17 protein-coding genes are annotated in these 25,338 nt (G+C 63.3%); 8 read left to right on the top strand and 9 right to left on the bottom strand.

From position 1 onward, the window contains the following. The first annotated feature begins 46 nt into the window (after window positions 1–46). The 7 genes from Amn_RS29860 to Amn_RS29830 all read left to right on the top strand — a co-directional run bounded on the left by Amn_RS29860 (window position 47) and on the right by Amn_RS29830 (window position 6,830). A complete protein-coding gene (locus Amn_RS29860) occupies window positions 47–1,081 on the top strand; it encodes an ABC transporter substrate-binding protein (protein ID WP_083948853.1) in 1,035 nt (344 codons plus the stop codon). Between the two features lie 80 nt (window positions 1,082–1,161). Then, window positions 1,162–2,238, top strand: a complete 1,077-nt coding sequence (locus Amn_RS29855) for an ABC transporter ATP-binding protein (RefSeq protein ID WP_067968361.1) — start codon at window positions 1,162–1,164, stop codon at window positions 2,236–2,238. After that, window positions 2,235–3,122 (top strand): ABC transporter permease, encoded by an 888-nt coding sequence (locus tag Amn_RS29850; RefSeq protein WP_083948852.1) that lies wholly within the window; start codon window positions 2,235–2,237, stop codon window positions 3,120–3,122. The genes Amn_RS29855 and Amn_RS29850 overlap by 4 nt, the downstream gene beginning before the upstream one ends. Continuing rightward, window positions 3,119–3,934, top strand: coding sequence for an ABC transporter permease (locus Amn_RS29845; protein ID WP_192320064.1), 816 nt, complete (start codon window positions 3,119–3,121; stop codon window positions 3,932–3,934). The genes Amn_RS29850 and Amn_RS29845 overlap by 4 nt, the downstream gene beginning before the upstream one ends. A 225-nt stretch (window positions 3,935–4,159) precedes the next feature. Beyond that, the gene (locus Amn_RS29840) at window positions 4,160–5,041 is read left to right on the top strand and encodes an ABC transporter substrate-binding protein (protein ID WP_432289197.1); all 882 of its coding nucleotides are present in this window, start codon (window positions 4,160–4,162) and stop codon (window positions 5,039–5,041) included. 65 nt (window positions 5,042–5,106) lie between these two features. After that, complete coding sequence (locus Amn_RS29835; RefSeq protein WP_286298791.1) at window positions 5,107–6,030, top strand: amino acid ABC transporter permease; 924 nt, start codon at window positions 5,107–5,109, stop codon at window positions 6,028–6,030. After that, window positions 6,027–6,830: an amino acid ABC transporter ATP-binding protein gene (locus Amn_RS29830; protein WP_067968354.1), complete on the top strand. Its 804-nt coding sequence runs from the start codon at window positions 6,027–6,029 to the stop codon at window positions 6,828–6,830. Before Amn_RS29835 ends, Amn_RS29830 begins: the two co-directional genes overlap by 4 nt. Window positions 6,831–6,939: 109 nt before the next feature. Here the strand turns inward: Amn_RS29830 and Amn_RS29825 are convergent, their stop codons facing one another. The 3 genes from Amn_RS29825 to Amn_RS29815 form a co-directional block, all read right to left on the bottom strand. After that, entirely contained in the window at window positions 6,940–7,107 is a 168-nt protein-coding gene (locus tag Amn_RS29825; protein WP_154384416.1) for a Thivi_2564 family membrane protein, read from the bottom strand. Window positions 7,108–7,163: 56 nt separating this feature from the next. Then, window positions 7,164–7,520 (bottom strand): hypothetical protein, encoded by a 357-nt coding sequence (locus Amn_RS29820; protein WP_286298790.1) that lies wholly within the window; start codon window positions 7,518–7,520, stop codon window positions 7,164–7,166. Between the two features lie 135 nt (window positions 7,521–7,655). Further along, a complete protein-coding gene (locus Amn_RS29815; protein ID WP_286298788.1) occupies window positions 7,656–8,453 on the bottom strand; it encodes a SapC family protein in 798 nt (265 codons plus the stop codon). A gap of 167 nt (window positions 8,454–8,620) precedes the next feature. On the opposite strand from Amn_RS29815, the gene Amn_RS29810 reads away from it, so the two are divergent. Next, window positions 8,621–8,896 (top strand): DUF6916 family protein, encoded by a 276-nt coding sequence (locus tag Amn_RS29810; protein ID WP_067968347.1) that lies wholly within the window; start codon window positions 8,621–8,623, stop codon window positions 8,894–8,896. A gap of 5 nt (window positions 8,897–8,901) precedes the next feature. On the opposite strand, the gene Amn_RS29805 is transcribed toward Amn_RS29810, so the two are convergent. The 6 genes from Amn_RS29805 to Amn_RS29780 all read right to left on the bottom strand — a co-directional run bounded on the left by Amn_RS29805 (window position 8,902) and on the right by Amn_RS29780 (window position 25,169). Further along, complete coding sequence (locus tag Amn_RS29805; RefSeq protein ID WP_192320073.1) at window positions 8,902–9,459, bottom strand: GNAT family N-acetyltransferase; 558 nt, start codon at window positions 9,457–9,459, stop codon at window positions 8,902–8,904. Further along, a complete protein-coding gene (locus tag Amn_RS29800) occupies window positions 9,459–10,943 on the bottom strand; it encodes a DUF8189 domain-containing protein (RefSeq protein ID WP_286298784.1) in 1,485 nt (494 codons plus the stop codon). Before Amn_RS29800 ends, Amn_RS29805 begins: the two co-directional genes overlap by 1 nt. A 29-nt stretch (window positions 10,944–10,972) precedes the next feature. Next, on the bottom strand, window positions 10,973–11,500 hold the full coding sequence (locus Amn_RS29795) for a phage tail protein (protein ID WP_067968333.1): 528 nt from the start codon (window positions 11,498–11,500) through the stop codon (window positions 10,973–10,975). A 9-nt stretch (window positions 11,501–11,509) separates the two neighbouring features. After that, complete coding sequence (locus Amn_RS29790) at window positions 11,510–12,013, bottom strand: phage tail protein (protein ID WP_286298782.1); 504 nt, start codon at window positions 12,011–12,013, stop codon at window positions 11,510–11,512. A 12-nt stretch (window positions 12,014–12,025) separates the two neighbouring features. Next, window positions 12,026–12,544 carry a phage tail protein gene (locus tag Amn_RS29785; RefSeq protein ID WP_067968327.1) on the bottom strand — a complete coding sequence of 173 codons (519 nt, stop codon included), beginning with the start codon at window positions 12,542–12,544 and terminating at the stop codon, window positions 12,026–12,028. Between the two features lie 148 nt (window positions 12,545–12,692). Then, the gene (locus Amn_RS29780) at window positions 12,693–25,169 is read right to left on the bottom strand and encodes a hypothetical protein (protein ID WP_286298780.1); all 12,477 of its coding nucleotides are present in this window, start codon (window positions 25,167–25,169) and stop codon (window positions 12,693–12,695) included. Window positions 25,170–25,338 lie beyond the last annotated feature (169 nt).

Here is a 25,338-nt window from a genome sequence, read left to right as displayed (position 1 = left end):
CAAGCCACCATAAGAACTTCAGTGGGAACATGGGAGATAATTTCCGATGAAGCTGACTAGGCGTGAATTCGCCGTCGGTATGACGACGGCTATTGCCTCGATGACCCTGCCACGGCTTGCCGCGGCGCAATCGCCACTGGTCGTTCCGACCTATGGCGGGCTATGGGCCAAATTCTGGGAAGAGAAGCTCTTGCCCGGCCTCACGGCCGCAACAGGCATCCAGCCGCAGCTCGACGTCGGGCTCGGCAAGGATTTCGTCGCCAAGATCCGCGCCGGCGGCGGTCGGTCGCCCTACAGCATCTTCATGGGCAACGAAAACATAGCCGCCGTGCTGCGTGCCGAGGGCTTCTTCGAGCCTTTCGACCTCGCCAAGGTGCCGAATGCGGCAAAGACCTTCCCGCAATTCGTCAACAAGGACGCCAAAGGAATCCGCGCCATCGTCTCACCGATCGGACTCGCTTACCGCACCGACCTGGTGAAGACGGCGCCTACCTCCTGGCACGACCTCTGGGACAATCCCGAGTTCAAGGGCAAGACCGGGCTCTACCAGATCGGCAACACCGGTGCGGTCCTCTTCCTACGCCTGGTCGCCGAATTGTTCGGCAGCGGCCCGGACGATTTCGACACCGCATTTGCCAAGATCAAGGAACTGCTGCCCTTCACGCAGGCTTCATGGAGCGGCGAGGTGGCAACGGCACTGATCCGCGGCGACGCCATCATCGCGCCGGTCGACTGGACCGAGATCATGACGCTGCAGGACAAGGGGGCACCGGTGGCCATCGTCGCCCCCAAGGAAGGGGTGCTCGCCTTCGAGCAGTCGTTCAACCTGGTCGCGACCGGGGCCGAGAAGGACGCCGCGCACGCCTATCTGAACTACATCCTCGACGCCAAGGTCCAGCAGGACATGGCCAAGGCCTTCTACACCTCTCCGAGCAACAGCGAGTCTTCCGTCGACGACGCGATGAAGGCGCGCACGCCGATCGTCGGCCCGCGCATGGCCGAGATCAAGAGCTACGACTGGGACAGCTACGTCGACAAGGCGGCAGACATTGCCGACCGCTGGAACCGGGAGATGGCGTAAAGCCACCCCGCCATCGCATCGACGTAATGGCCGGGAGGGATGCCCCCACCTCCCGGCCGAGAACCCCGCGAGGACGCCGGATGACCGCACTGACCATCGACCGTATCAACAAGCGGTATGGAAACCTGCACATCCTGAAGGACATATCGATCCCGATCGCCCAGGGCGAGTTTGTCTCGCTGCTCGGCCCCAGCGGCTGCGGCAAGACAACGACGCTGCGCTGCATCGCCGGCTTCGAGCGGCCCGACGATGGCCGCATCCTGTTTGGCAACCGCGACGTGACACGCGCCTTGCCGGAGCAGCGCGACATCGGCATGGTGTTCCAGTCCTACGCGCTTTTTCCGCACATGACGGTGGCCGAGAATCTGAGCTTCGGGCTCGAGGTGCGCAAGGTCTCCTTGCCCGACCGCCAACGGCGCATTGCCGACGTGCTCGCGATGGTGCGCCTCGAAGGCTACGACAAGCGCTATCCGCGCGAGCTTTCCGGCGGCCAGCAGCAGCGCGTGGCGCTTGCCCGCGCGCTGGTCATCGAGCCGTCGGTGCTTTTGCTCGACGAGCCGCTGGCCAATCTCGACGCCACCTTGCGCGACGAGATGCGCTTCTTCATTCGTGACCTGCAGCAGCGCGTCGGCATCACCAGCATCTATGTCACCCACGACCAGGCCGAGGCGATGGTGATGTCGGACAAGATCGTCGTGATGAGCGCCGGCGCGATCTCGCAGTTCGGCTCGCCGCGCGACATCTATGAGCGGCCGGCGTCGCAATCGGTTGCCGGCTTCATCGGCCGGTCGAACACCATTGCGGGCAAGATCGCCGAAGCGCTTGGCCCGGACAGCTACAAGGTCGACACGCCATGCGGCAGCATCGGCACGACGGGCCCGGCGGGGCTCGCCAAGGGGGCTGAGGTCAAGATCATGATCCGGCCGGAAAACATCGACACCCGCAGGCAAGGGACAGGGGAGACGGGTGACAATGACAACGTGCTCGCCGGATCGGTGATCAACTCGGTCTATCAGGGCAGTGCCAACCAGCTGGCCGTCAGGCTCACCAGCGGCGACCGCATGATCGTCGACGTCAATGGCCGCAACCCGCTCGACATTGGCGAGCAGGTCGCCTTGCGTTTTGCCGCACGCGACAGCTGGGTCCTCGCATCATGAGCGCGGTCGAGGCGGCACCTCGCGTGGACAGCCGGGGCAACCGTGGCAGTGCTGCCTGGATGGTGGTGCCGGCGCTGGTGCTGCTGATCGGTTTCTTCGCGCTGCCATACCTGACGATCATCACCATGAGCCTGCGCGAGGCATCGACCCGCGCCGTCTATGGCGACGGCTTCACGCTGGCGCATTACACGACGGCGCTCGGTGATTTCTACATCTGGGGCATCCTCGGACGCACCTTGCTGATCGGCGCGACCGTCACCGTCATTTCGCTGCTGCTGGGCTATCCGGTCGCCTATCACCTCGCCAAGTCGCGCTCGCGCTGGACCAGCCTGCTCTACATCTTCGTGCTGTCGCCGCTGCTGGTCGGGCTGGTCGTCAGGACCTTTGCCTGGATGATCATCCTGTCCAACAACGGCGTCGCCAACCAGGCGCTCAAGGCGGCCGGCCTGATCGACTTCCCGCTGCAGCTGATGAACAATTCGCTCGGCGTCACCATCGCGCTGACGCATGTGTTCCTGCCCTTCATCATCCTGCCTTTGCTCGGCAATTTGCAGGCGATCAGTCCCGACCTTGCCATGGCGTCGCGCTCGCTCGGCGCCTCGCGCATGCGCACCTTCTGGAAGGTGACGTTGCCGCTCAGCATGCCCGGCATCCAGGCCGGCACGATCCTGGTGTTCGTGCTGTCGATCAGCGCCTATGTCACGCCCGCCATGCTTGGCGGCACCGGCGGCCGCACCATGTCGGTGCTGGTGGTGCAATACCTTGTCGACAACTTCCGCTGGCCGGCGGGGGCGGCACTGGCCATCATCATGGCGGCGGTGGCGGTCATCTTCGTCGGGCTCTATCTCAGGCTCACGGCGCGCGCGATGCGGAGACTGCCATGACAGGTTCGTCGAACGGCGTCGAAAAGACCATCTGGGACCGCCTGTTCACCGCGCTGGTCACGGCGATCTACATCTTCCTGATGTTCCCGATCGTGCTGGTCGTGCTGTTGTCGTTCAACTCGGGCGAGTTCCTGGCGTTCCCGCTCGAGGGCTTTTCGCTGCGCTGGTTCGAGGCGCTGTTTTCCAACAAGCGCTTCCTCGATGCCACGCTCTACTCGATCCAGATCGCCGCGACATCGACGGTCGTCAATGGCGTGATCGGCACACTGGCGGCGATCTACGTTGCCCGCCACGCAACGATGGCCCGCGACTACATCCGCCTGATCATGACCGCACCGCTGCTGGTGCCGGAGATTCTGACGGCGATCGCGCTGCTGTTCTATTTCTACGAAATCCGGATCGGCACCGACTATTCGATCGGCATCCAGATCGGCCACATCGTCGTCACCTTCCCCTATGTCTTCCTCAACGTGTCGTCGGCGCTGTTCAACTTCGACCGTTCGCAGGAAGAGGCGGCGCGCAGCCTCGGTGCCGGCGGCTGGATGACCTTCCGGCGCGTGACGCTGCCGGCGATCAAGCCTGGCATCATCACCGGCTGCCTTTTTGCCTTCGTCATCTCCTTCGACATCTTCAACATTTCGCTTTTGCTGAAGTCGCTCGGCAAGAACACGCTGCCGCTCGAACTGTTCGACTACCTGCGCTTCAACTTCGATCCGACCGCAGCGGCCATCGCCTCGCTCAGCATCTTCATGACCTTTGCCGCGATCCTGATCATCGACCGCACGGTCGGGCTGCGTTCGCTTCGGTTCTGATCGTGGCGGGTGAAGCACGAAGCGATATCGAGTGCCCGTTCTGCCGCCGCGATTTCTGTGACAGGGCCGGTGCTGCTCGCTTGACAATTCAGCGGCCATAAAAATACATTTCAATATCAGAATTGGTTCTGACGTGAACGCCGACGGCAAGAAGCGCACTTCATCGAGGGGAGGGCGGTCACGGGGACGAAGCCAGGGGCAGCCGCCGCCGGCCATCTCAGCATCATGAGGAGGAACAAAGTGCATCATTTTTCGCTTCTGCGCGGCGCAACGTTGGCCGCAACGGCTGCAACCGCCCTGGTGACTTTTGCCGGCGCGCTGACCGCCGCCGAACTGCCGAAATCGGCCGAGGTCAAGGACACCGGCAAGCTGATCATCGCCAACACCCTCGAATACGCGCCGTTCGAATTCATCGACGAAAACGGCAAGCAGGTCGGCATCAACATCGAGCTGGCCCAGGAAACCGCCAAGCTGCTCGGCGCCGAGCTTGAAGTCACCCGCATTCCCTTCCCCTCGATGGTGCCGGGCCTCGCCGCCGGCCGCTTCAAGGTCGCGTGGGAAACCTTCGCCGCCACCGACGAGCGCCTGAAGCAGGTCGACTTCGTGATGTTCATCAAGTCAGGCATCGTTGCGTCTACGACCGCCGACAAAGCCTCGCAGTTCCAGGGCGAGAACAATCTCTGCGGCAAGCGGGTCGGCGTCATCGGCGGCGCGGTGTCGGACTTCATCGCCGACCGTCTGAGCGCCGAGTGTAAGGAAAAAGGCCTGCCGGAGATTGCCAAGAGCATCTTCCCGGAGGGTAAGGACATCATCCAGGCCGCGCTCTCCGATCGTATCGATGCCCGCCTCGACGACGCTACCGCATCGGGCTATTTCGAGGTGACCAGCAAGGGGCAGATGGTGGTCGTTCCGGGTCTCTACGACGTCGCACCGCTCGGCATCGCCATCCCCAAGGGTGACAAGGAAACGGCCGACATGCTGGCCGCCGGCGTCAACGAGCTGATCAAGAACGGCACCTACAAGACGATCATGGCCAAGTACGGCATGACCAGCGCCATGATCGACGAAGCCTATATCGTCGACAGCGCCGACAAGATCCGCAAGTAATACGAAAGGCCGGCGAGGGACATGGAACCTTCGCCGGCCATCAGCACTGCTGGGAGGGCGGCTGAATGGACCGGGCCGAAACGCAAACGCCGCCGCCGGAGGCGCTGACAGTCGTGCCGCTGCGCCACTATGGCCTGTGGGTCGGCACAGCGATCACGCTGGCTATCCTCGGACTGATCCTCAAGGCGCTGGCCACCAATCCCGCCTTCGACTGGCCGACAGTCGGAAAGTACCTGTTCCACCCCTCGATCATGCGCGGCCTCGGCCAGACGCTGGTACTGACCGTCACCATCATGGTGCTGGCGATCGTCATCGGCACCATCGTCGCCATCATGCGGCTGTCGCCGAGCCGCATCCTGAACGCCTTTGCCAGCGCCTACATCTGGTTCTTCCGCGGCGCACCGGCGCTGATCCAGCTGATCTTCTGGTTCAACCTGGCACTGGTGGTGCGCGAGTTCTCGCTGACGCTGCCCTTCATCGGCACGCTGTTCACGGTCAAGACCAACGATTTCATGACACCTTTCGTGGCGGCCGTCATCGCGCTGTCGCTGCATGAAGCCGGCTACATGGCCGAGATCGTGCGCGCCGGCATCAACTCGGTGGCTTCAGGCCAGACCGAGGCTGCCGGCAGTCTCGGCATGAACCACCGGCTGATCCTGCGCCGCATCACGCTGCCCCAGGCAATGCGCTTCATCGTGCCGCCGACCGGCAACGAAACGATCAACCTTCTGAAGACGACATCGCTGGTCACCATCATCGCCGTCAACGATTTGCTCTATGCCGCGCAGAGCATCTATGCGCGCACCTTCGAGACCATCCCGCTGCTGATCGTCGTGGCTTTCTGGTATCTGTTCGTCGTCACCATCCTGTCGATCTGCCAGCACTACATCGAGCAATATTACGGTAGAAGCGACCTGCAGCAGGGCGCGTCCTTCGGCGACACGCTGAAACGCGCCTTCAAGTTCGGACGGGTGGCACAGCCAGCATGACATCGAAAGCAGAAAACCAGGCCCGCTTCGGCGTTCCCGACAATTCGATGGTGTTCGCACGCGGCGTGCGCAAGTCCTTCGGCGCAGTCGAAGTGCTGAAAGGCATCGACCTCAACGTGCCGACCGGCTCTGTCGCCTGTGTCATCGGACCGTCGGGTTCGGGCAAGAGCACCTTCCTGCGCTGCATCAACCATCTCGAAGAGGTCAGCGGCGGCGTGCTCCTGGTCGACGGCGAATTCGTCGGCTACGACCTGCGCCACGGCAAGCTCTACGAGGTCAACAACAAGCTTTTGTGCCAACGCCGTGCCGACATCGGCATGGTATTCCAGTCCTTCAACCTGTTCTCGCATATGACCGCACTGGAGAATTTGATCGAAGCGCCGATCATGGTGAAGGGCATGTCCAAGGCCGAAGCCAAGGACAAGGCCCATGCGCTGCTCGAGCGCGTCGGGCTATCGGCCAAGGCAGACGCCTATCCGCGCCAGCTTTCCGGCGGACAGCAGCAGCGCGTCGCGATCGCGCGAGCATTGGCGATGAACCCAAAGGTGTTGCTGTTCGACGAGCCGACCTCGGCGCTCGATCCGGAGCTCGTCGGCGAGGTACTGGTGGTCATGCGCGACCTGGCCGAGAGCGGCATGACCATGGTCGTCGTCACCCACGAGATCGGCTTCGCCCGCGAGGTCGGGGACCAGCTGATCTTCATGGATCGCGGCGTCGTCGAGGAGCGCGGCGAACCGCGCGAAATGATCGCCAACCCGCAATCGCCGCGCACGCGCGAGTTCCTGTCCCACGTGCTGTAAGGCGACGGGCTGACCAGATATGTGGCGGTGCTGATACGCTTGGCGCATGGCGCCCGATGCTGACAAGAAGCGGCTCAAAGGCCGCTTTTTGTTGTCGTGGCACAGCCGGCTAAAAGACTGCCAAGTATTTAAGCAGCGAAACAATACCGATAATGATCACAATTATCTGCGCAATCTGCCGCATCTTGGCGTCGATCGGCAGGCGCTGAACCAGATAAAGCACAAGTATGATCACCAGGAACGTGATCAGGATACCGATGAGCACGGATGAAGCCATGTGGTTCTCCTATGGGAACTGAATGGAATGGGGCCGGCTGGTGGCGCTGTGATCGTTCAATACCAGCGGCCACCCTGATCGTTTGAGCCTTTCGCGATCGCAAAGCCGATTATGAACCCGACCAAACCTGCCAAACCAATCACGGCACCGGTCGTGGCCGGATTCTCGCGGGCGGCCTCGGAGACAGATTGGGCTTGCGAGCGAAGCTGCCGGGCCGCTCGCGACGTCCGCATCGACGCCCCCTCAATGACGCCGTGCGCCGTGTCGGTTGCTTCCGCGACAAGGTCCAGGCTGCGGTCGGTAAGGGATTTGTTGATTTTGGCGATCTCCTTGCGCAGCTCGGAGATCTGCTTTTCGACCGACTTTTGGATGCCGTCGATACCAGGAACCTCGGTTTTGGGGGTGTCAGCCATGATTTTTCCTTCTGCAACCAGATGGCAACGGTGCAGACAGGAATTTGTTCCGTGGCCGGTCGACCGCAACGGGTCACCCCGACGCCCCTCCAAAAGAGAGCCGCGCAACGGCTCTCCCAGCTTCGTCGTGAAAAATCAGACGCCCGTGACGAGCCGCCGCTGCGAAGCCTGGTAGACGAGCGAGGTCCAGCTGTTGCTCGATGCGAGGTGGCAATAGACCAGCCCGAGCGCGCCCGATCTGCGCAAATCGAGAAAGGCTTCGTCGGAGAGCTTGTTGAATGCCGGCTCGTCGATGACCTGGAAATCGGTGACGTTGAGCACTTCACCGCCTTCGAGCGTGACCGTGCTCTGGCGCGGCGCAAACAGGCCGTGGGCGTCGATCTTTTCCACCATCGCGCGGGTGGCATTGAAATCGATCTGGAACTGGTTGCAGAAGGCGAGCGCCTGCTTGCTTGCCTCGCTGGCTTCCGCCGCATTGAAGAACGGTGCGACCTTGCCGGCGCTGGAGGATACCTCGGTGACGCGCTCGCTGGCGCGGTCGACGCACAAGGTCAGCCGGCCGGTGCCCGTTCCGGAGTCGTCGGCGAGGATAAAGGGGTAGCGGCGGACATAGGCCGGGATGTAATGCGGCTCGAGCCACTTGCCGCTGGCCTCGACGAAGAGGTTCTCGTTCTGGCGCAGCCCGGTGATAATGACGGGCGCCTTGGTGGCCCCGATAAAGACAATCGGATAGGAGCGCATCGCCGCCGGCATTTCGGATGCCACCACCGGGATGGCATGCGCCTCGCGGGCGAAGGAAAAATCACTGCGCGCCGTCAGGCCGAGCGAGCCATGCCGTGCCGGGTTGAGCGCCTCGGGCCTGGAATAGAACAGCGGCAGGCCGGCGGCCGCGGCACCTTCCACGGCTTTGGTTTCGGTCGTCGGTTCAGTCATCGGTCAAGTCCTTCCGGCGGCTCGGATCGCGTGGCGACTGCGCGATCGTCTTGATATTTGCTTCATAGAGTTGGCAATGTCGTGAAACTGTACTGCGACTATGGACAGGACACTGGCAAGCAGCAAGATTGGGTGCTTCTCGGATTGTGCACTAGTGGGCGGACCAGATGATTTCGGCTTCGGATTTTGAAAGCTCTGTCGGGCAGACCTTCACCGTCGACGCCGGCGGCACGCAGTTGCGGCTCGAATTGCATGCGGTGCGCCCACTGTCCTCGAGCGCGCGCCCGGGCGGCGGCTTTTCGCTGCAGTTCAAGGGGCCGCGCAATGCTGCCCTGCAGCAGGCAACGTACCGCTTTGTCGGCGCCGATTTCGCCGACGACATCTTCATCGTGCCAGTGTCGGCCGACGCGACTGCCGTGTTCTACGAGGCCGTGTTCAACTGAACGCGTCATGACGGCTGCGAGCCGGGCGGAAACGCCGCCATCAGGTCGTAGACGCCCTTGTCTTCGACGACGGTGAAACCCAGCCTGAGATAGAGCCGCTTTGCCGGATTGTTCTTTTCGACGTGGATCGAGGCGCGCTTGCCCGCCGCGAAAGCCTCGTCGAGCGCGTCGCCCAGCACGGCGGTGCCGTAGCCCTGGCCGCAGGCCTCGGGCACGAAAGCGACATCGACGATACGATGCTCATCCTGCCAGCGCGCGACATAGAGCCTGCCGATGGGACGGCCCGCGTGATCGATGACGAGCCGCTCGGCACCGGGATAATGCTTGATGTAGTGGTAGTGTTGAGCGGCAAACTGCTGTGCCAGGAACGATTGTTTCTGGCCCTCCGACCATCCCGTCGGCTCGAGCTCCTGCCATCGCGACGAGGCATACAGCGCCGACAGGAACGGCAGGTCCTGATCGCCAGCCGGCCGGAAACTCAGCCTGGCCTGGCGAGAACGACGCCAGGACGACAGACTTCCCGCCGAGACGGTCTCGGCCTTGCCCCTCAGAATTGCAGTCATCAGACCGGCGGCGTCAGGTCACGCACCACCGAGAAGCGGCGGATGCCGCCGTCGGCCAGTTGATCCCAGTCGAGGTCCCATTCCGTGCTGTCGAACGCTGTCTGGCGCTTGGCCCACAGGCCGCCTCCGGCCGGAGATCTCGTCGCATGGCTGAACAGCATCAGCCGGCCATCCGCGTTGTAGTCGAGCTTGAATTCGACATTGCTGTCGGAACTGGAAAAATCGCGCCAACCGGTCCAGTTCTGCGTGCGCGCGCTGTTCTGCGCATTGAACTGATGAACGAAACTTCGGTCGCTGCCGACAAGGACTATGTCGTTGTCGCCCTGGATGCCGCTGGCGAGCGTGTAGATGGGCGTGCGCGAGAAGCCCGGTGTCGCCCATGGCGTCCACGTATCCGATCCCGCCGGCTGCTGCCTGGTGTGGACCACCTGGCCATTGCTGGTCAGGCCGAAGAAATTGAGTCCGCCGCCGGGCCCCAGCACCGGTGACATTCCCACAAACGTGCCTGTCGTCGGCGTGTTCATCATCACCCAGGGCGTCCACTGGCCGACAGCGGTCGTGCGCGCCACCGATTGCTGGCAGCGGTAGAGATTGAGGCCCGAATTGATGCCGAAAAGGACGATGCGGCCATCGCCCTGACGCTTGGCTGATATGGCAACGACGCTGCCCGGTATCTGCTGCCAGTCGCTCCACGGCTTGTCAGGTGGTGCCAGCTCCTGGACGGTTATGGTGATCGGCTTGTCGGTGCCGGGCGGCGTGACGGTGACCGTCTTCTCCACGACCTTGGGCGGGTTCTCCCGTATCCACCAGATCTGGCCATTGGCGGTGACGACAAAGATCTCAATCAGACCGTCGGCATCCCGTGCCATCGACATGCTCTGATAGCCCGTTGCGCCCGGTACCGCGCCGATGTTGACCGGCGGGTTCCATTTCTCGATCGGCCCAACCTGGTTGGCGTCTTCGGTGATGAAGACGAGTTGCGGGCCGCCGGACGGCTGTGCCACCACTGCGACCCGGCCATCGCGCGTCAAGCCTGTCGCCATGATGGCGTAGGTGCCCGGCGCGACAGGCGACCAAGCCTTGGCCCAGGGGCCATTGGGACCGTTCTGCGCCTTCTGCACGAGCTGACTGTTGCCATCGATGGCGATGACCATCAGCCGTGACAGCTCGAAAAACTTCACGCCAGGCGGCAGGTGGCGCAAGGCCGGTCCACTCGACCGTTTCGCGCGCACGGCCAAGGCTTTGACGGGCGTTGTTGCTTTCGCCGTCGAGGCAGACGCCTTGGCAAGGGCCGTTTTCTTCGTGGCCGAAGCAAGCGCGGCTTTCGCCTTCGATGCGGGCGCCGACTTGGCCGCCGCCTTCTTCACTACCGGCGTCGACGTTGCCTTTGCGGTTGGTGCCTTGGCTGCAACAGGCTTCTTGGCGGTTGCGTTCTTGCCGGCGCTATCACGCGCCGTCGACTTTGGAGCTGCTTTCTTGGCCATGATGTTGGTCCTGCGTGGCTCGAAATTCATTAGCCTCTGGGCGGGAAGACGCCCTGCAGCGCGATACAGAAATAGCAGGTGAGATAGGGCTGCAGATTGTTGTGTGCTGCGTCGCCACCGGCGGGTGCGAGAGCATTGGCATTCATGCTTGTCAGATTGGCTGAGACATTGGTCTGGTAAAGCTTGCCGCCAACCGAGGTGGCCACGGTAATGTCTGCCGTCAGCGAACCTTGCGTGCCATCCTCGTTTGTCACCATCAAGCTATGCGAATGCGTCGGGATCTCGGATTCGAGCAGGGTCACCGTCTCTTCCCCGCCTGTTTCGCCGAGATCGTGCAGCGACAGCCCCGGTCCCTGGCCGGGGTGCATCGGCGTTCGTCCCTGCAGATCGGGCAGGGCGAAATTGGACTTGCCATTGCCGCCATAGGTCGTGCCAAGCAGCGAGAACAGGGCGGTGTTCTGCGACAGCGGCAACAACTGGCCGTCGCACCACGCCCACCCCCTGGGCGCGAAGTTGAAGGGAAAAATACGGATTTCGGCGACGAAGGGGTCGGCCATTGCTTCCTCTCAGGTCGGCGACGGGAAGATTCCAAAAAGCGAGATGATGAAATTGATGCAGAGATAGGGCTGGAAGTTGGCGTGCGGCTGGCTGCCGCCGACCGATCCCACCGCGGCTTGCGCCATAGCTACAGTCACCGTCTCCGGAGCGTAGGGTGTGATCACAGTCGAGCTGGCCAGGACGTTACCCTCGGGTGCCGGCTGAGCGCCATTGACTGTCGAGCCGAGCAAGGGATGGGAGTGCGCGGGTATCTGGCCGATGGTCAGCGTGATCTCCTCGGCGCCGCCGGTCTCGGCCAGGATAAATCCATTGCCGTGGTGCAGCGGCACCCGGCCGCGCAGATCGGGCAGCGCGAACGTGCTCTCACCGTCGCCGCCATAGGTCGTACCGATGAGGTTGAACAGCGTCTCGTTCTCGGAGATCGGCAGCAGCTGACCTTCGCAGAACATCCATCCCGCCGGCGCGAAATTGCCGGCAAACATGCGAACCTCGCCAACATAGGGCTGTGCCATGGCTTTGCCTCCTCAGGTCGGCGAAGGGAAGATGCCCTGGAGGGCGATACAGAAGCTGAGCGTCAGGAACGGCTGCATGTTGAGATGCGCCTGGCTGCCGCCGACGTTGCTGATGCTGCCGGCTTTCAAAGCCACCAAACTCTGCGCGCTCGCCGAGTAGGTGTTGCCCGGGTCCTTGGCAAACACCGTGCCGTTGGTGTTCTGCGGTCGCGGATTGACGGCGTCACCTTGCGAACTGGACCCGCTGAGAACATGGGTGTGAGTGGGTATTTCGGAGATCGACAGCGTATGCGCCGGCTCACCACCACGTTCACCCAGCGTATGGTTGGAGCCGACATGGATCGGCAGCCGACCGCGATAGTCCGGCAGGGCAAAATTCACCCGGCCATCGCCGCCGAACGTCGTGCCCAGAAGAGAAAACAATCCCTGGTTCTGGTTTATCGGAAGAAGCTGTCCATTGCACAATGCCCAGCCTCTGGGCGCAAACGCAAAGGACATGATGCGAATTTCTGATAGAAATGGTTCCGCCATGATCGCCCCTCAACCCATTTCAATCTAGAATCAAGAATTAGAACTGTCTACTAAAACAACTATTATATCAACTACTGAAATTATATTTCAAGACATCTTAGACACTATTCACCCAATCCGGACCATCCGAGCAAGAGATGAATGCCGGTCAAGGCAGCGGTGGTGGCGCCGCCCCGAAGGTGATTGTCCCTCCAATGCTAAGATCCGCCAGGGTGAGCCCGTTCAGCGTTGCGAGATCAGCCGCGCTGAGCTGAACCAGATTGAACGTTCCACCAGCCAGCTGGCGAAGCCGGATCTCGGTCCCGTCGCCGGCTTGGCCAGCGACATTGGCAAACGTGTTGCCATGAATGGTCGCGTTCATGATGCCTGGGGCCGTGCTGTTGTTCTGCTGGATGGTGATGCCGCGACTGTTGTCTACATCGGAAATAATGTTGTTCCGGACCGTGACGTTCTGGGTGCGGGTAAACGCCTGGCCGACGATGCCCTGGTTGACATTGATCGCCGCGAAATTGGCAAGTTCGCGCACTGTGTTATTTTCGATCAATACCGTAACCGCATTTGCAGTTGTGGTACTGCCCTCGTTCTGGACACGAATACCGAAGCCGAGATCGGCACCCGATCCTGTGACACCTGCCGTGCCGATGATGTTGTTGCGGAAGGTTCCGGTGACCGCTCCTGTGCTCGACGCACCAACAAAAAGATTGAGACCATGTGCACGATTGCCGGTGGCGGTGACGCCATTGATGTCGAAATCGAGATTGCCGCCATTTGCCGACGACACGCTCACGGCGACGTTGTTGTTGGTGAACGTGCCGCCATTGACGTTGGCCGTCATCAACCCACCGGTGCCCGAATGGTCGATATGCAGACCCGTCGCCGTGTCCGGCGCGGCGCCGGTGTAGCTGCCGCCACTCGCATTCAGCGTCATGTTGGCCGTGCCCAGGCCCAGGAAGTTGACGAGATTGCCATGGGCTCCGCCGACCGGGCCGTTGCTGCTGATGGTGTTGTTGGTCAGACGGAAATCGCTGAGCGTGCCGGCCGTGTTCGTTATCTGGATTTCGAACTCGTGGTTGTTGCTGATCACCGAGTCGATGATTCCGGTGTCGTTCGTGCCACCAAATGGGGTGCCGGTCAGCTCGTAAACATTGATGCCGGATTCGTCGGTCCCAGCGTCATTGCCGTTGCCGCTGATGTTGAACCGCTCGATCAGCAGCCCGTTGATCGTGGAACCACCGATGCCGCTGCCAAGGTTGTTGGTGATGTTCATCCGGGCGAGCCGCACCTGCGCGGTGTTGTTCAGGCTGATGCCGTCTCCGCTCGAATTCTGGATGATACCGCCCGAGCCGTTGTTGCTGCCGCCGCCGTCGCCGGTCACCGTCAGGCCGCCAAGAGCACCCGTGGTGTTGAGCACGATGCCGTTGGCGGCACCGTTGGACGAAATGCTGCGGAAGGTCAGGTCGTTTGCACTGATGGTCGTGCTGGTGACGGTGAGCGCCGTACCGGTCGTCGAAGCGATCGTGTTGTTCGAGCCCTGGACGCCGACCGTGCCGCCGCCAGTGGCGCTGAAACCGGCGCCTGACGTCGTGGAGATGGCCAACCCGCCACCGGTGAAATTGATGGTCGTGCCGGTGTTGCTGGCGAGGCTGACTGCCGTGTTTGCGCCCGTCGTCAGGGTCTTGGTCGAACCTGAGAAGTTGATCGTGCCACCGCTGTTGCCGGTGACCGAGATGCCATTGGCCACACCGCCCGTCGCGCTGAGGCTGCCGGACAGGGTCAGCGTGCCGCCGGTGCGGCCGGCGATGCTGACGACATTGCCGGCCGTCGTCTTGGCGATGGTGCCGGCATAGTCGACATTGGCAGATCCGCCGCCGACGAGGAACGCGGCACCCGAGGCACCGGAGAGCGCGCCCGAGCCCAGATTGACCGTGCCGCTGACATTGGACAGGCCAACATTGTTGGTACCGCCGGTCGAGTTGACCGCGGTGAAGGTGGCGTTGGCGGCAACGCCGTTGAGCAAGATCGCCTGTGCCGAGATGGCATTGATCGTGCCGGTGGTGACGTTGACCGTGCCGCCATTGCTGACCGAGAAGCCGGTCGTGCCGCTGCTTGCGATATCGAGGTTGGCGAAGCTGATCGTCGAGGCCTGACCGTTGTTGTTGATCGCAACGGCAGTGCCGGTCATTGCAGTCGTGGTGCCGAGGTCGACGGTTCCGGTGAAGCTCACCGCGCTTGCCGCCGTGGCGCCCGAGACGCTGATGCCGCTCGCCGCGCCATTGGCCACGACCGTGCCGCCGAAGCTGAAGCTACCGCCGGTGCGGTTGGCGATCGTCACGGCGGTGCCCGAGCTGTTGGCAATGGAGCTTGCCGCATCGAAGCTGATCGCGGCATTGCCGCCGGTTATGGCAAGGGCGTTGGCGCCGCCGATGTCGACATTGGTGGCAGTGATCGTGCCGGCCGGGCCGGAAACGCCGCCGAAGGAGATGCCGCCGGTACCAGCGCCGGTGATCGAGATGTTGCCGAGCGTCGTCGTGCCGCTGGCGTTGCGGATGTCGAAGGCGATGCCGGTCGCGCCGGCGCTGGTGACGTTGCTGATCGTGGTGTTGGACGCATTGAGGATGGCATCGGAGCCGTTGGACGAGAACACCACGTTGTTGATCGTTGTGCTTGCGGACGGCGTGATCTCGATGCCGGCGGTCAGGAAATTCCTGATCGTCATGTTCGAAATCATGGTACCGGAAGCACCGAAGCCATTGTCCTTGATGCCGCGCGCCGCAGTTGCCGGGCTGCCGTCGAGGATGAAGCCGTCGATGATGTTGCCGCTGGCGCCGAGCGTGATGACATTGCTGCCGGCGCTCGTGGTCAGCGTCGCGGCACCACTGCCGACGGCGGCGATGCTGATCGTGTTGCTGGCGAGCTGGATCGTGCTCGGCACCGTCATCGCCAGGTTGATCGCACCATTGCCGAAGCCGCGCACCTGCGTGCCGGCAGCAAGATTGAGCGTGTTGTCGGCGTTGGTGCCGGCAGCCGTGATGACGCTACCGTTGTTGATCAGGACGATGATGTCGTTAACGCCCGCGACCACCTCGGCCTCTGCCAGCGTCATCGGGTTGGCGCCGTCGATGCCCGACCCGTTGCCGCCGCCGATGGCGCCGTCCGAATCCACGAAATAGACCTTGCCGATGCCGAAGCCGAGGCCAGGGCTCGCCTGGAAGTCGACGTCCTGGAAGTCGTAGCTGCCGGCGACCGGCGCGCTGCTGGCGTCGATCGCCACATTGGCGCCGATCGTCGACAGCTTGTCGGTGGCAGACTCGCCGTCGCCATAGGTGAAGGCAAGGTTGGTCGAGCTGTTGAGGTAGATACCGGTATTGACGCCTGCAATGCTCGAGCTGTTGCCGCCGACGACGGCATCGCCGAGCCGCACGGTCTGGCCGCCTATGGCACCGCGCAGGTCGACGCCGATCGAGGTGCCCGCCGCGCCCGAATTGGTCACGTCGAAGTCGTTGGCCGTGACAGCGGCGTTGATGGTGGCGCCATTGAGGTCGAAGGCAACCGCCGAGCCGTTCAGGCCGATGTCCAGGTCGTTGAAGGAGACCGCAGTCCCCAGCGTGCCGGAGATGTCGACACCACGGACGGTGATGCCCTGGAGGTTGACGGTGCCCAGCGCGATGGCGCCACCGCCGCTCGAACTTACATTGTTCAGCACAATGCCCGTGGCCGCGCCGTTCGCTGAAACCGTCGCAAAATTCAGGCCTGCCGCGCCGACGGTGGCGCCGTCGAGGCTCAGAGCCGTGCCAGTCGTCGTGGTGATCGTGTTTGCGTTGACGCCGGTGCCGACACTGATGGTGCCGCCGCCGCTGGCGCTGAAGCCGCTGCCGCTGGTGGCACTGATCGCCAGCCCGCCATTGCTGAAATTGATCGTCGCGCCGGCATTGTTGGTCAGGTTGACGGCGTTCGCGATGCCAGAGGTCAGGATCTTCGTCGCGCCCGAGAAGTCGATGGTGCCGCCGCTGTTGCTGTTCGCGGCGACACCGGCCGCGTTCAGATCGCCCGACAGCGTAACCGTGCCCGACGTGACGCCCTGGACATTGGCCGCCAGACCGCTTGTCGAGGCGATCGCCGAATTGATGTCGACAGCGACTGCACCGACGCCGCCGGTGACGGTGACACCCGTGCCGGATCCGGTGTTGATCGTGTTGCCCGCGCCGGAGACGGCGACGCTCGCGGTGCCGCCGGTGCCGTTGACACTGATGCCGGTGCCCGTCGTGGTGTCGATGTCGAGGCCGCCATTGATGAAGCTGACCGCCGTCGGCGAGAACACACGCACGGCGTTGAAGGTGCCAGTGTTGAGGGTCTTCTGCGTGCCGGAGAAGACGACGCTGCCGCCGCTGCCGCCATTGACCTCGACGCCGCGCAGCGCCTGGGTGATGTTGCCTGAGATGGTGACGGTTCCACCCGAACGACCGGTGATCGACGCACCCAGACCGACGCTCGAGATCGATGCGGCGCTGCTGATCGTTCCGCTGCCGCCAACGGCCAGGAATGCCGTCCCAGCCGCGTTCGTGGAGGTCAGGCTGCTCGATGCGTGCTGGATCGAGACCGCCAGATTGCCTGTCGTGTCGTTGAGGTCGACGGCATTCATGCCGGTGGTGACGTTCAGCGGCCCGGTAAAGTCGACGGTCAGCCCGGCGCCGGTGTTCCTGATGTAGACGCCATTGTCGTCGGCCCCGCCTGTGATGGTGGTCGAACCGGCGAAGGTGTAGGTGCCCGTCGTGCCGCCACCGATGCTGATGCCGTAGGCGGTTCCGACCGTGGCGGCATCCGGTGACAGGGTCACCGTCCCGCCGAAGCGGACGGCGCCGGAGCCGGCATTGATGTCAATGCCGCCACCGCTGAGATAGCCGTTGGCGCTGACATTGTTGAACTCGGCCGCGCCGGCAGCACCGTTGCTGAAATTGGCGCCGTTGATGACCAGCGCACGCCCATTCGTCGTGGCGATGTTTCTGGTCGCAGCACCCGACAGCACGACATTGCCGTAGGTGGCATTGAAGCCGACCCCAGCATTGTTCTGGATGTCGAGACCACCGGCGAAAGTCAGCGTATCGGTACTGCCGGCGGAGCGCTGCCACTTGACGCCGCCCTGGCCGGCATTGGTGATCCCGACGGTCCCGGCGAAGGTCACCGAAACGCCGTTGGTGACGTTGTCGAGCTGGATTGCGTTGACCGTGGTATTGGCGATGGTGACCGGGCCGTTGAACTGGACCGTCGGCGAGGCGATCAGGTTAAGCAGCTTGATGCCGTTCTGGCCGCCGGTCACATTGATAGAACCGAACTGTGCCGGGCCCGCAGCACCATTGGTGAGCGCAACATTCGAGACGTCCAGTGCCGGACCATTGACATTGAACGCGTTGCTGGCGCTGGCGAAGAACAGCTCGCCGCCAGTGGCTGCCGCGCTGTTGGCGGAGATGCCGCCGACACCGTTCGTGCCGGTGAAGCTGGTGGCGCCGGAGAAGCCAATCTTGTTGGTGCTGTTGACCAGCAGATACGCGCCGTTGAAGAAGCTGCCGGCCGTTCCGCCGCCCGCGATGTCGACCGTCGCCGTGCCGAAATCAAGCGTGCTTCCGGAACCGTCGAGAGCGTTGGCGTAGATGCCGAGTGCGACATTGCCGCCAAAGAGCACGTTCGTTGCCTGCTGGACGGCAATGTTCGTCGTGTCGAACTTCAGATTGCCGGAGATCGTATCGTCCAGCAAAAGACCAAAGCCGCCAACACGGTTGGCCGCGGTGCCGGCGACGAAGGCACCGCCATCGACCTGGTCGATGCCGGCGGTCGCCGCGTTGGCGTCAAAGACCACGCCCCCAAGAATGAAGCCGCCGACTTCGCCATTGTTGCCCAGCAGCGTGACGTCGGAGAAGGCACTGACCTTCAGGACTCCCGCCCCCACCGCACCATCGACGACGCCGATGTTGCCGCCGGTCGCCGACAGGATCAGGTCCGACAGCGCGATCTCGCCATTGGCAACACCGTCGGTCAGCGACAGCGCGCCACCACCGCCACCAGCGATCATGGCGCGGCTGAGCATCAACTTGGTGATGTCGCTGCCCTGGATGCCGATGCCTGAGGCACCGGTGTTGGCGATAATGACGTTGTCGATGCTCGCCGTGCCGGTGAAGCTGATCGTGTTGCCGTTGGCGGTGGTCAACGTCGGAAGCACGGTGTCGATGCCGCTGGGTGCATCGATGATCGTCGACGAGCTGATGCCGCTGAAGCTGAAGGCATTGCCAAGGCCACCGCCGACGGCGCCGAGCGGCGCCGTGTCGATGGATTCGCCTGCCTTAAGTCCGATCACCACCTGGCCATCGGCCAGGTTGAAGGTGTTGTTGCCGGCACCGACCTGCTGCGCCAGCATCATGTCGATGAAGTCGCTGGTGCCGTTTACCGACGTGTCGATGAAGACGATGACGTCGGCGCCCGAGGCTTCCGCGCCCTCGATAGATCCCGGATTTGCTGCCGTGCCGTTGCCGGTGCCGTTCTGGTCGACGTAATAGACCGTCGGCCCTTGCGCCTCCGAGATATCGCCGACGAAACCGCCATTGGCGCCGTCGACGTCCTTGAAATTGTAAGTTCCGGCGACGGGGAAGGCGCCAGTCGAGGCCATGATGTCGACGGCCTTCACCGTCGACAGCTTGTCGACTGACCCCTCGCCATCGCCATAAATGAAGTTGACGGCCGTCGTGCTGGTGAATTGAAAGCCGATCGCCGGTCCGTTCCCGCTGCCGCCGATGGTGGCAGCGGTCGTGTTGCCGGGCGCGCCCGCGTCGCCGAGCTGGATGGTACCCGTGCCGGTGGTGTTGGACAAATCCACTGCCGTCGTGCCGAGCGAACTGTCGCTGCTCAGGTCGAAGTCAGTGGCGGTGAAGTTCCCGTTCATCACCGCATTGGCGAAGCTGATGCCGGTAGCACCATTGCCGGACATGGCGATGCCGAGGCTGGCGAAGGACACCGTACCCGCATTGGTCCCGGACACGCTGACACCGGTCTGGCCCAGCCCTACGTTGGTCACACTGGTAGCGCCGAATGCAACGGTGCCGGTGTTGTTGCCGAGACCGATGCCGGTCGCGGCGTCACTGACCGTGACGGAATCGAAAGTGGCGCTGCCGGCGACATTGGTCACCAGCAAGCCGGTCCCGGTTGTGTTGGAAATCGACAGCGGCGCGCTGGCGTTGAAGGTCGCACCGGTGCCGAGCCCGGCCATCGTCACCGTTCCGCCGCCGCTCGCGGTCAGCGCCGAGCCGGTGAAGCTGATCGTGCCGCCGGTCGGCGCAGTCGTCGCGCCGATGGTCAACAGGTTGCCGAAGCTGGTCGAGGTGACAGGACCGGTGAACGCAACCGAGCCGCCTGTGATGCCGTCGATCTTGACGGCATTGCCCCCCAGGACGGCCGAGCTCGAGATCGAGGCTCCGATGGTGATCGCAGCGCTGCCGCCCGAAACGACGACGCCGTCGCCGGAGCCGCCATTGGTGATGGTACCGCCGATCGAGATCGTACCGGTGTTGTTGGTCAGGCTGACGTCGGCGCCGGCGACATTGGACGTGACCAGGTTGTTGACGTTGATGGTGGCGGCACTGCCCTGGACGGCGAAGCCCGGACCCGTTCCGCCAACCATTGCGATGGTGGTCGTACCACCAAAGGTATAGGTGCCGCTCTGAACATTTGTCAGCCGGATGGCGTCGCCCATGGCACGGCTGATGTTGACGGTACCGAAGGTGACGTTGCCGCCGCTGGTGTTCTCGATGAGGATGCCGGTCGGCACTGTGCCACCGGAGCCGTCGACGGTCACGCTGGCGAAACTGATTCCGCCAGTGCCAATCGTCAGGCCGGTGCCGCCGAGCTGGATGCCGCGTTCCGTCACGCCGGCGCCGGTGCTGATGGTGTTGCCGGCCGCCGTCACCGACACCGTGCCGCCATCGATGGCCCTGAAACCGAAGCCGCCATCCGTGGTCAGGCTGAGGGCACCAGTGAAATTGATCGTGCCGCCGGCATTGCTGGTGAGGTCGATGGCATTGGCCACGCCGGTACTGGCGGTGATTGCACCTCCGAATGTCGCGCTGCCTCCGGTCATGGAGCTGACGCGCACAGCGCTTGCCGCGCTGCTGTGGTTGATGGTGCCGTCATAGGTCAGGTCGGGCGTCGAGCTATCTATGTTGAACGCCATGCCCGCACTGTTGGCAATCGAGCTCGCCGCGTCGAAGCTCATCGTGCCGGTGGAGCCGCCGGCGATGCTGATACCGGTGAATGCGCCCGAAATGTCGAGATTGGCGAAGGTCGCCGTGCCGCTGTAATTGTTGAACGACAGCGCGGTGCCACTGACGCTGCCGATCGTATTGGCGCCGGTGAAGGTAACGGTGGCAGCCGTGTTGGCCAGCAGGATGCCGGTCTGGGCAGACTGGATGGCAAGATTCTGCACGCCGATCGCGCCAGCAGCACCCGTCAGGTCGAGTCCGGTAACAGCGCTGGCGATCGTGACGCCGGCAACATTGAGGCCCGAGATGCTCGTCCCGTCGATGGCAGCACCCGAGCCGCCATTGCTGACGGTGAGGTTCTGGACGAGGTTGCCATTGGCGAGGTTGATGGCGCTGCCGGCAGCGTTGTTGAGAACCGCGCCACCATGGCCGAAGGGATCCACCTGGGTCGCGCCGGTGACGACATTGGCGCCGGTGACGTTGGCAGGCGGCGCTCCCAGGTCGACCGTCGCGCCATTGGCGAAGGACACCACCGACTGGCCGTTGGCAAGCGTGAAGCCATCGGCGTCGGTGTTGATGAGATCGAGTGCCGAAGACTTGACGAAGACAAAGATCGTGTTGGCGTCAGTAGTCAGGTCGTCGGCGGCGGCGGCGTTGATGAGGTCGTTGACGCTCGAACCGGTGCCCGAACCGGTGTTGGACGATCCGACGAAAATCAGATTGGCCGTGTCGAACAGTTGCGGACCGACCAGAGCGGTCGTGCCGAAGGCATAGGTGCCACTGCCGGCTAGAAGCCCGCGCATATCGAGCGAGGCGACAGAGCCGGTGATCGAGCCGCCGCCAAACGAGAAAGTGATGTTCGCAGTCGCGCCGATCGCCCCATTGGGGCCCATCTGGACACCGGTGCCGACGCCCGAAATAACGCCGCTGCCGATAGTGACGGTGCCGCCCGAGGTGCCGGAGAGGTCGATACCCGTCGAGGTGCCGCCGGTTCCGGCAATATCGAGCGTCGTTGCCGTGAAGGTCGAGCTGCTGCCCGACAGGTCGAGCCCTGTTCCGGTAGCCGAGACGCCGGTAACGTCGATGTTCTGGAAACTGATCGTTCCGTTGACGCCCTGGACGTCGATGCCATTGGCGCTTGGCTGGCTGATCGCCACGTCGGCGAAGCTGACTGCGCCCGAGTTGCCGTCGAGCAGGATGCCGCTTCCGCCGGCATTGCTGATCGTGACTGCGCCCGCGAAGCCGACCATCGCCGAGCTGCTGACGATCGAGATACCGTGGCTGGTGGTGTTGGAAATCGTCGTCGTGCCGGAAACGGCGAAGCTTCCGGAAACGCCGTTGAGGTTGATGCCGGTCGCGCCACCGGTCTGGCTCAGGCTGCTCAGCGTGACATCGAGGCCGAGGCCTGTGGCGTCGAAACCGGAAGATGCGTTGCCGGAGATGGTTCCGCCGTCGATCGTCAGCAGACCCGCCGACGAGCCGGTGGCAACGACGCCGCTGGAGCCGTTGCCCGTCGCGTTGAGCGTGTCGAAACTGTAGCTGCCGGAGCCACTGCCGATCAGCAATCCACTACCCGTATTGCCGGTAAGCGTGGTCGTGCCGGTAAAGGCGTAGGTGCCACCACCCTGGAGCGAGAGACCGGCACCGCCATTGCCCGACGACGTCAGGTTGGAACCCGTGACACTGCTGGCACCCGCGAGCAGTACACCATTGAGGTCGGCACCCGAAATCGTCAGCCCCGTCAGTGCGACGTTGGTGACGTTGTTGCCATAGATGCCGTTGCCGCCGCCTGCATTGGACAAGTTGAAGTCGAGCAGCGACGTGTTGTTGGCCAATGTGACCGTGTCGCCGCCACCGGTGTTTGTTAGCGTCGCGGCGCCGCCGGCGTCCGATATGGTGGTGCTGTGCTGGACGTTGGCGCCGGTCACGTTGATCGGCACGCCGCCGAGCGAGAACTGTCGTCCGTTGCCGAAGGAAGCAAGCGTCTGGCCGGCACTGAGCGAGAAGCCGTCGGCGTCGTTGATGTCCGTGCCACGATTGACCAGCACGAAGATCGCCGTGCCGTCGGTGTTGGCATCGGCGGTGGCGATCGAGGCCAGGTCCAGCAGCGACGAGCCTGTGCCCGAACCGGTGGCCGAGGCGCCGACGAAGATCAGATTCTGGGCGTCGAAGAGCTGCGGCCCGACGAAGGTCGTCGATCCAAAGGCATAGCTACCGAGCGTCTGGTTGAGGCCGCGCGCGTCGAGCGACGCAGTGACGCCCGAGATCGAGCCGCCGCCGAATGTGAACTGGGCATTTGCAGAATTGACCAGCGAGCCGGAGATGCCGAGGCGGACGCCGGTGCCGACATTGGCAATGACGCCGCCATTGGTGATGACGATCGTCGAGCCGCCGACGGTCTGGGCCAGATCGATGCCGATCGATCCGGCGCCGGTACCTGTGATGTCGACCGACTGGGCGGTGAAATTCGTCTTGCTGCCGGAGAGATCGAGACCGGTGCCGAGGCCCAGACCCGAAATGACGATGTTGCCGGCAACGACAGTGGCATTGACGCCGGCAAAGGAGATGCCGTCGCCGCCCGGATTGGTGATGCTGATGTCGCCGAAACGGATCGACGCCGGCGAATTGACGATGTCGATCGCCGGGCCAGACGTGTTCGAGATCGTCGTCTGGCCGGTGACGGTGAAGCTGCCGGCGAGGTTGTCGAGCACCACGCCCGACGTGCCGCCGGTATGGCTGATCGAATTCAGGGTCACATGGGCCGTGATCGGGTCGATGAAGACGGCGATGCCGCCATTGCCCGAAACGGTGCCGCCTGTGGTTGTGAAGCTGCCCGCAACGGAGGTGCCGGCGACGTAGATGCCGGCGTCCGCATTGTCCTGCGCATTCAGGATGGCGAAGCTGTAGGTGCCCTGGCCTGATATATCCAGGCCATCGTCGCCATTGTCCTGCAGCAGCGTGGTGCCGGTGAAATTGTAGGTGCCGTTGCCTACGATGTGCAGGCCATCGAGGCCATTGCCGGTCGAGGTGAAGTTGGAACCCTTGATGCCGGTCGACGTGCCGGTGAAGTTGGCGCCATGGCCGCCGGCGCCGCTCACGGTCACGCTGGTCAGGGTGGCGCCGTTGACGTTGTTGCCGAAGATGCCGTCGGCACCGCCTGTGATGGTGATGCCCCGGAGCGTGTTGCCGTTGCCGAGCGTAATGACGTTGTTGCCGGCGTTTGTGCCGGCGATAGTGCCGTTGCTGCCGCCGAGATTGTAGGAACCGGTGCCGCCGCCGAACAGCTGGGCGGTGACGCTCTCACCACCGCCGATGACCGTCTGGCCGTTGGCCAGTGTCACGCCCGCCGTCAGCAGGTTGCCGCTGCCGCCAAGCACGACGACAAAACCGTTGGCGCCCGCATCAGTGACGGCATCATCCAGGGTCGTAGGATCGCCTAACGTACCGAGGCCGAGCGTGTTGGCGCCGTCGGCGAAGAAGAATTTGCCGAACGCCGTGCCCGTGGCGGCGTTTATCGCCACCCGCGTCGACGAGCCGACGAGCTTTTCGCCACCCTCGATACGGACACCGATGTCACCGCGGACGCGCTCGTTGACCCGCTTGCGCAAGCCTTCGCCGACCGCATGGACCGGCTCCGGTCCCTCGGCGTCACCCTGGGCCTCGCCCCCCGGATTGAACGGGATCGTCAGCCTGACGCTGCCGGCGAACTGCGTATCGTCGCGATTGTCGTTGCGCACCTCGCCGGCGAAGGCGAGGGACGCGCCGCTGCCGAAGACGTCGCCGATCTGATATTCGAAGCCGGCCTTGCCGCCGGTGATGCCGTCGTCGTCGCCGTCGGGGTCGCCGAAATGGTAGGCGCCGATGGAGAGCCGAAGCGCATGGTTCTCGGGCAGCTCGACCGGCACCTGCGCGCCGATCTCACCCTCGATGCCCCATGCGGCATAATTGCGCCGGTCGATGACCGATATCTGCTCGAGCAGTTGGTTGCCGACCATCGACAGACTGGATCTGGTCGATTGTTCTGCCCGGTCTCCGCTGATCGGCAGGAAGACGTTCACATGCGCGTCGAAATTGGTCGTAATCGCTTCGAGACCCAGCGTGGCGCCGGTGAACTGGTGTCCGTCCTGTCGCTGGGTGTTGATGTAGGCATAGCCGCCAAGCATCAGGTCCGGATTGACGATCCGGCGGATGCCGATGCCGAAGTCCTGGCCAAAACCGTCCTCGAAGTCGTGCTTGGCCCTGACATCGAGGAACAGGACCGATTCGGCCGTCTGCTTGAGCGGAACGAAACCTTCGAGCGCCGCGGTGGCGCCGTCATTGTTGGCGCCGATGATGGCGCGCACTTGCGGCTGCCACAGCCCGCCTTCCTCGGCAAAGGCCGCCATGCCCGACAAGGCCAACGCGATCGTTGATAGGGCGGACGTCCGCAACAAGCCCCGAGCGCTGCGCGACAGCCTATACTCGACCGAAACTTGCGTCGCGGTCGCGGGCGGTACATTAGACACTGCTTGTCTTGCGTTTCCGGGCAGGAACAAACGCGAATGCATAGATCAT

Source organism: Aminobacter sp. Y103A, assembly GCF_030294925.1.
In the GTDB taxonomy this organism is placed as follows: Bacteria; Pseudomonadota; Alphaproteobacteria; order Rhizobiales; family Rhizobiaceae; genus Aminobacter; species Aminobacter ciceronei.
The sequence above is the reverse complement of the archived record's forward strand: the minus strand, read 5'-3'. Positions and strand labels throughout refer to the sequence as shown.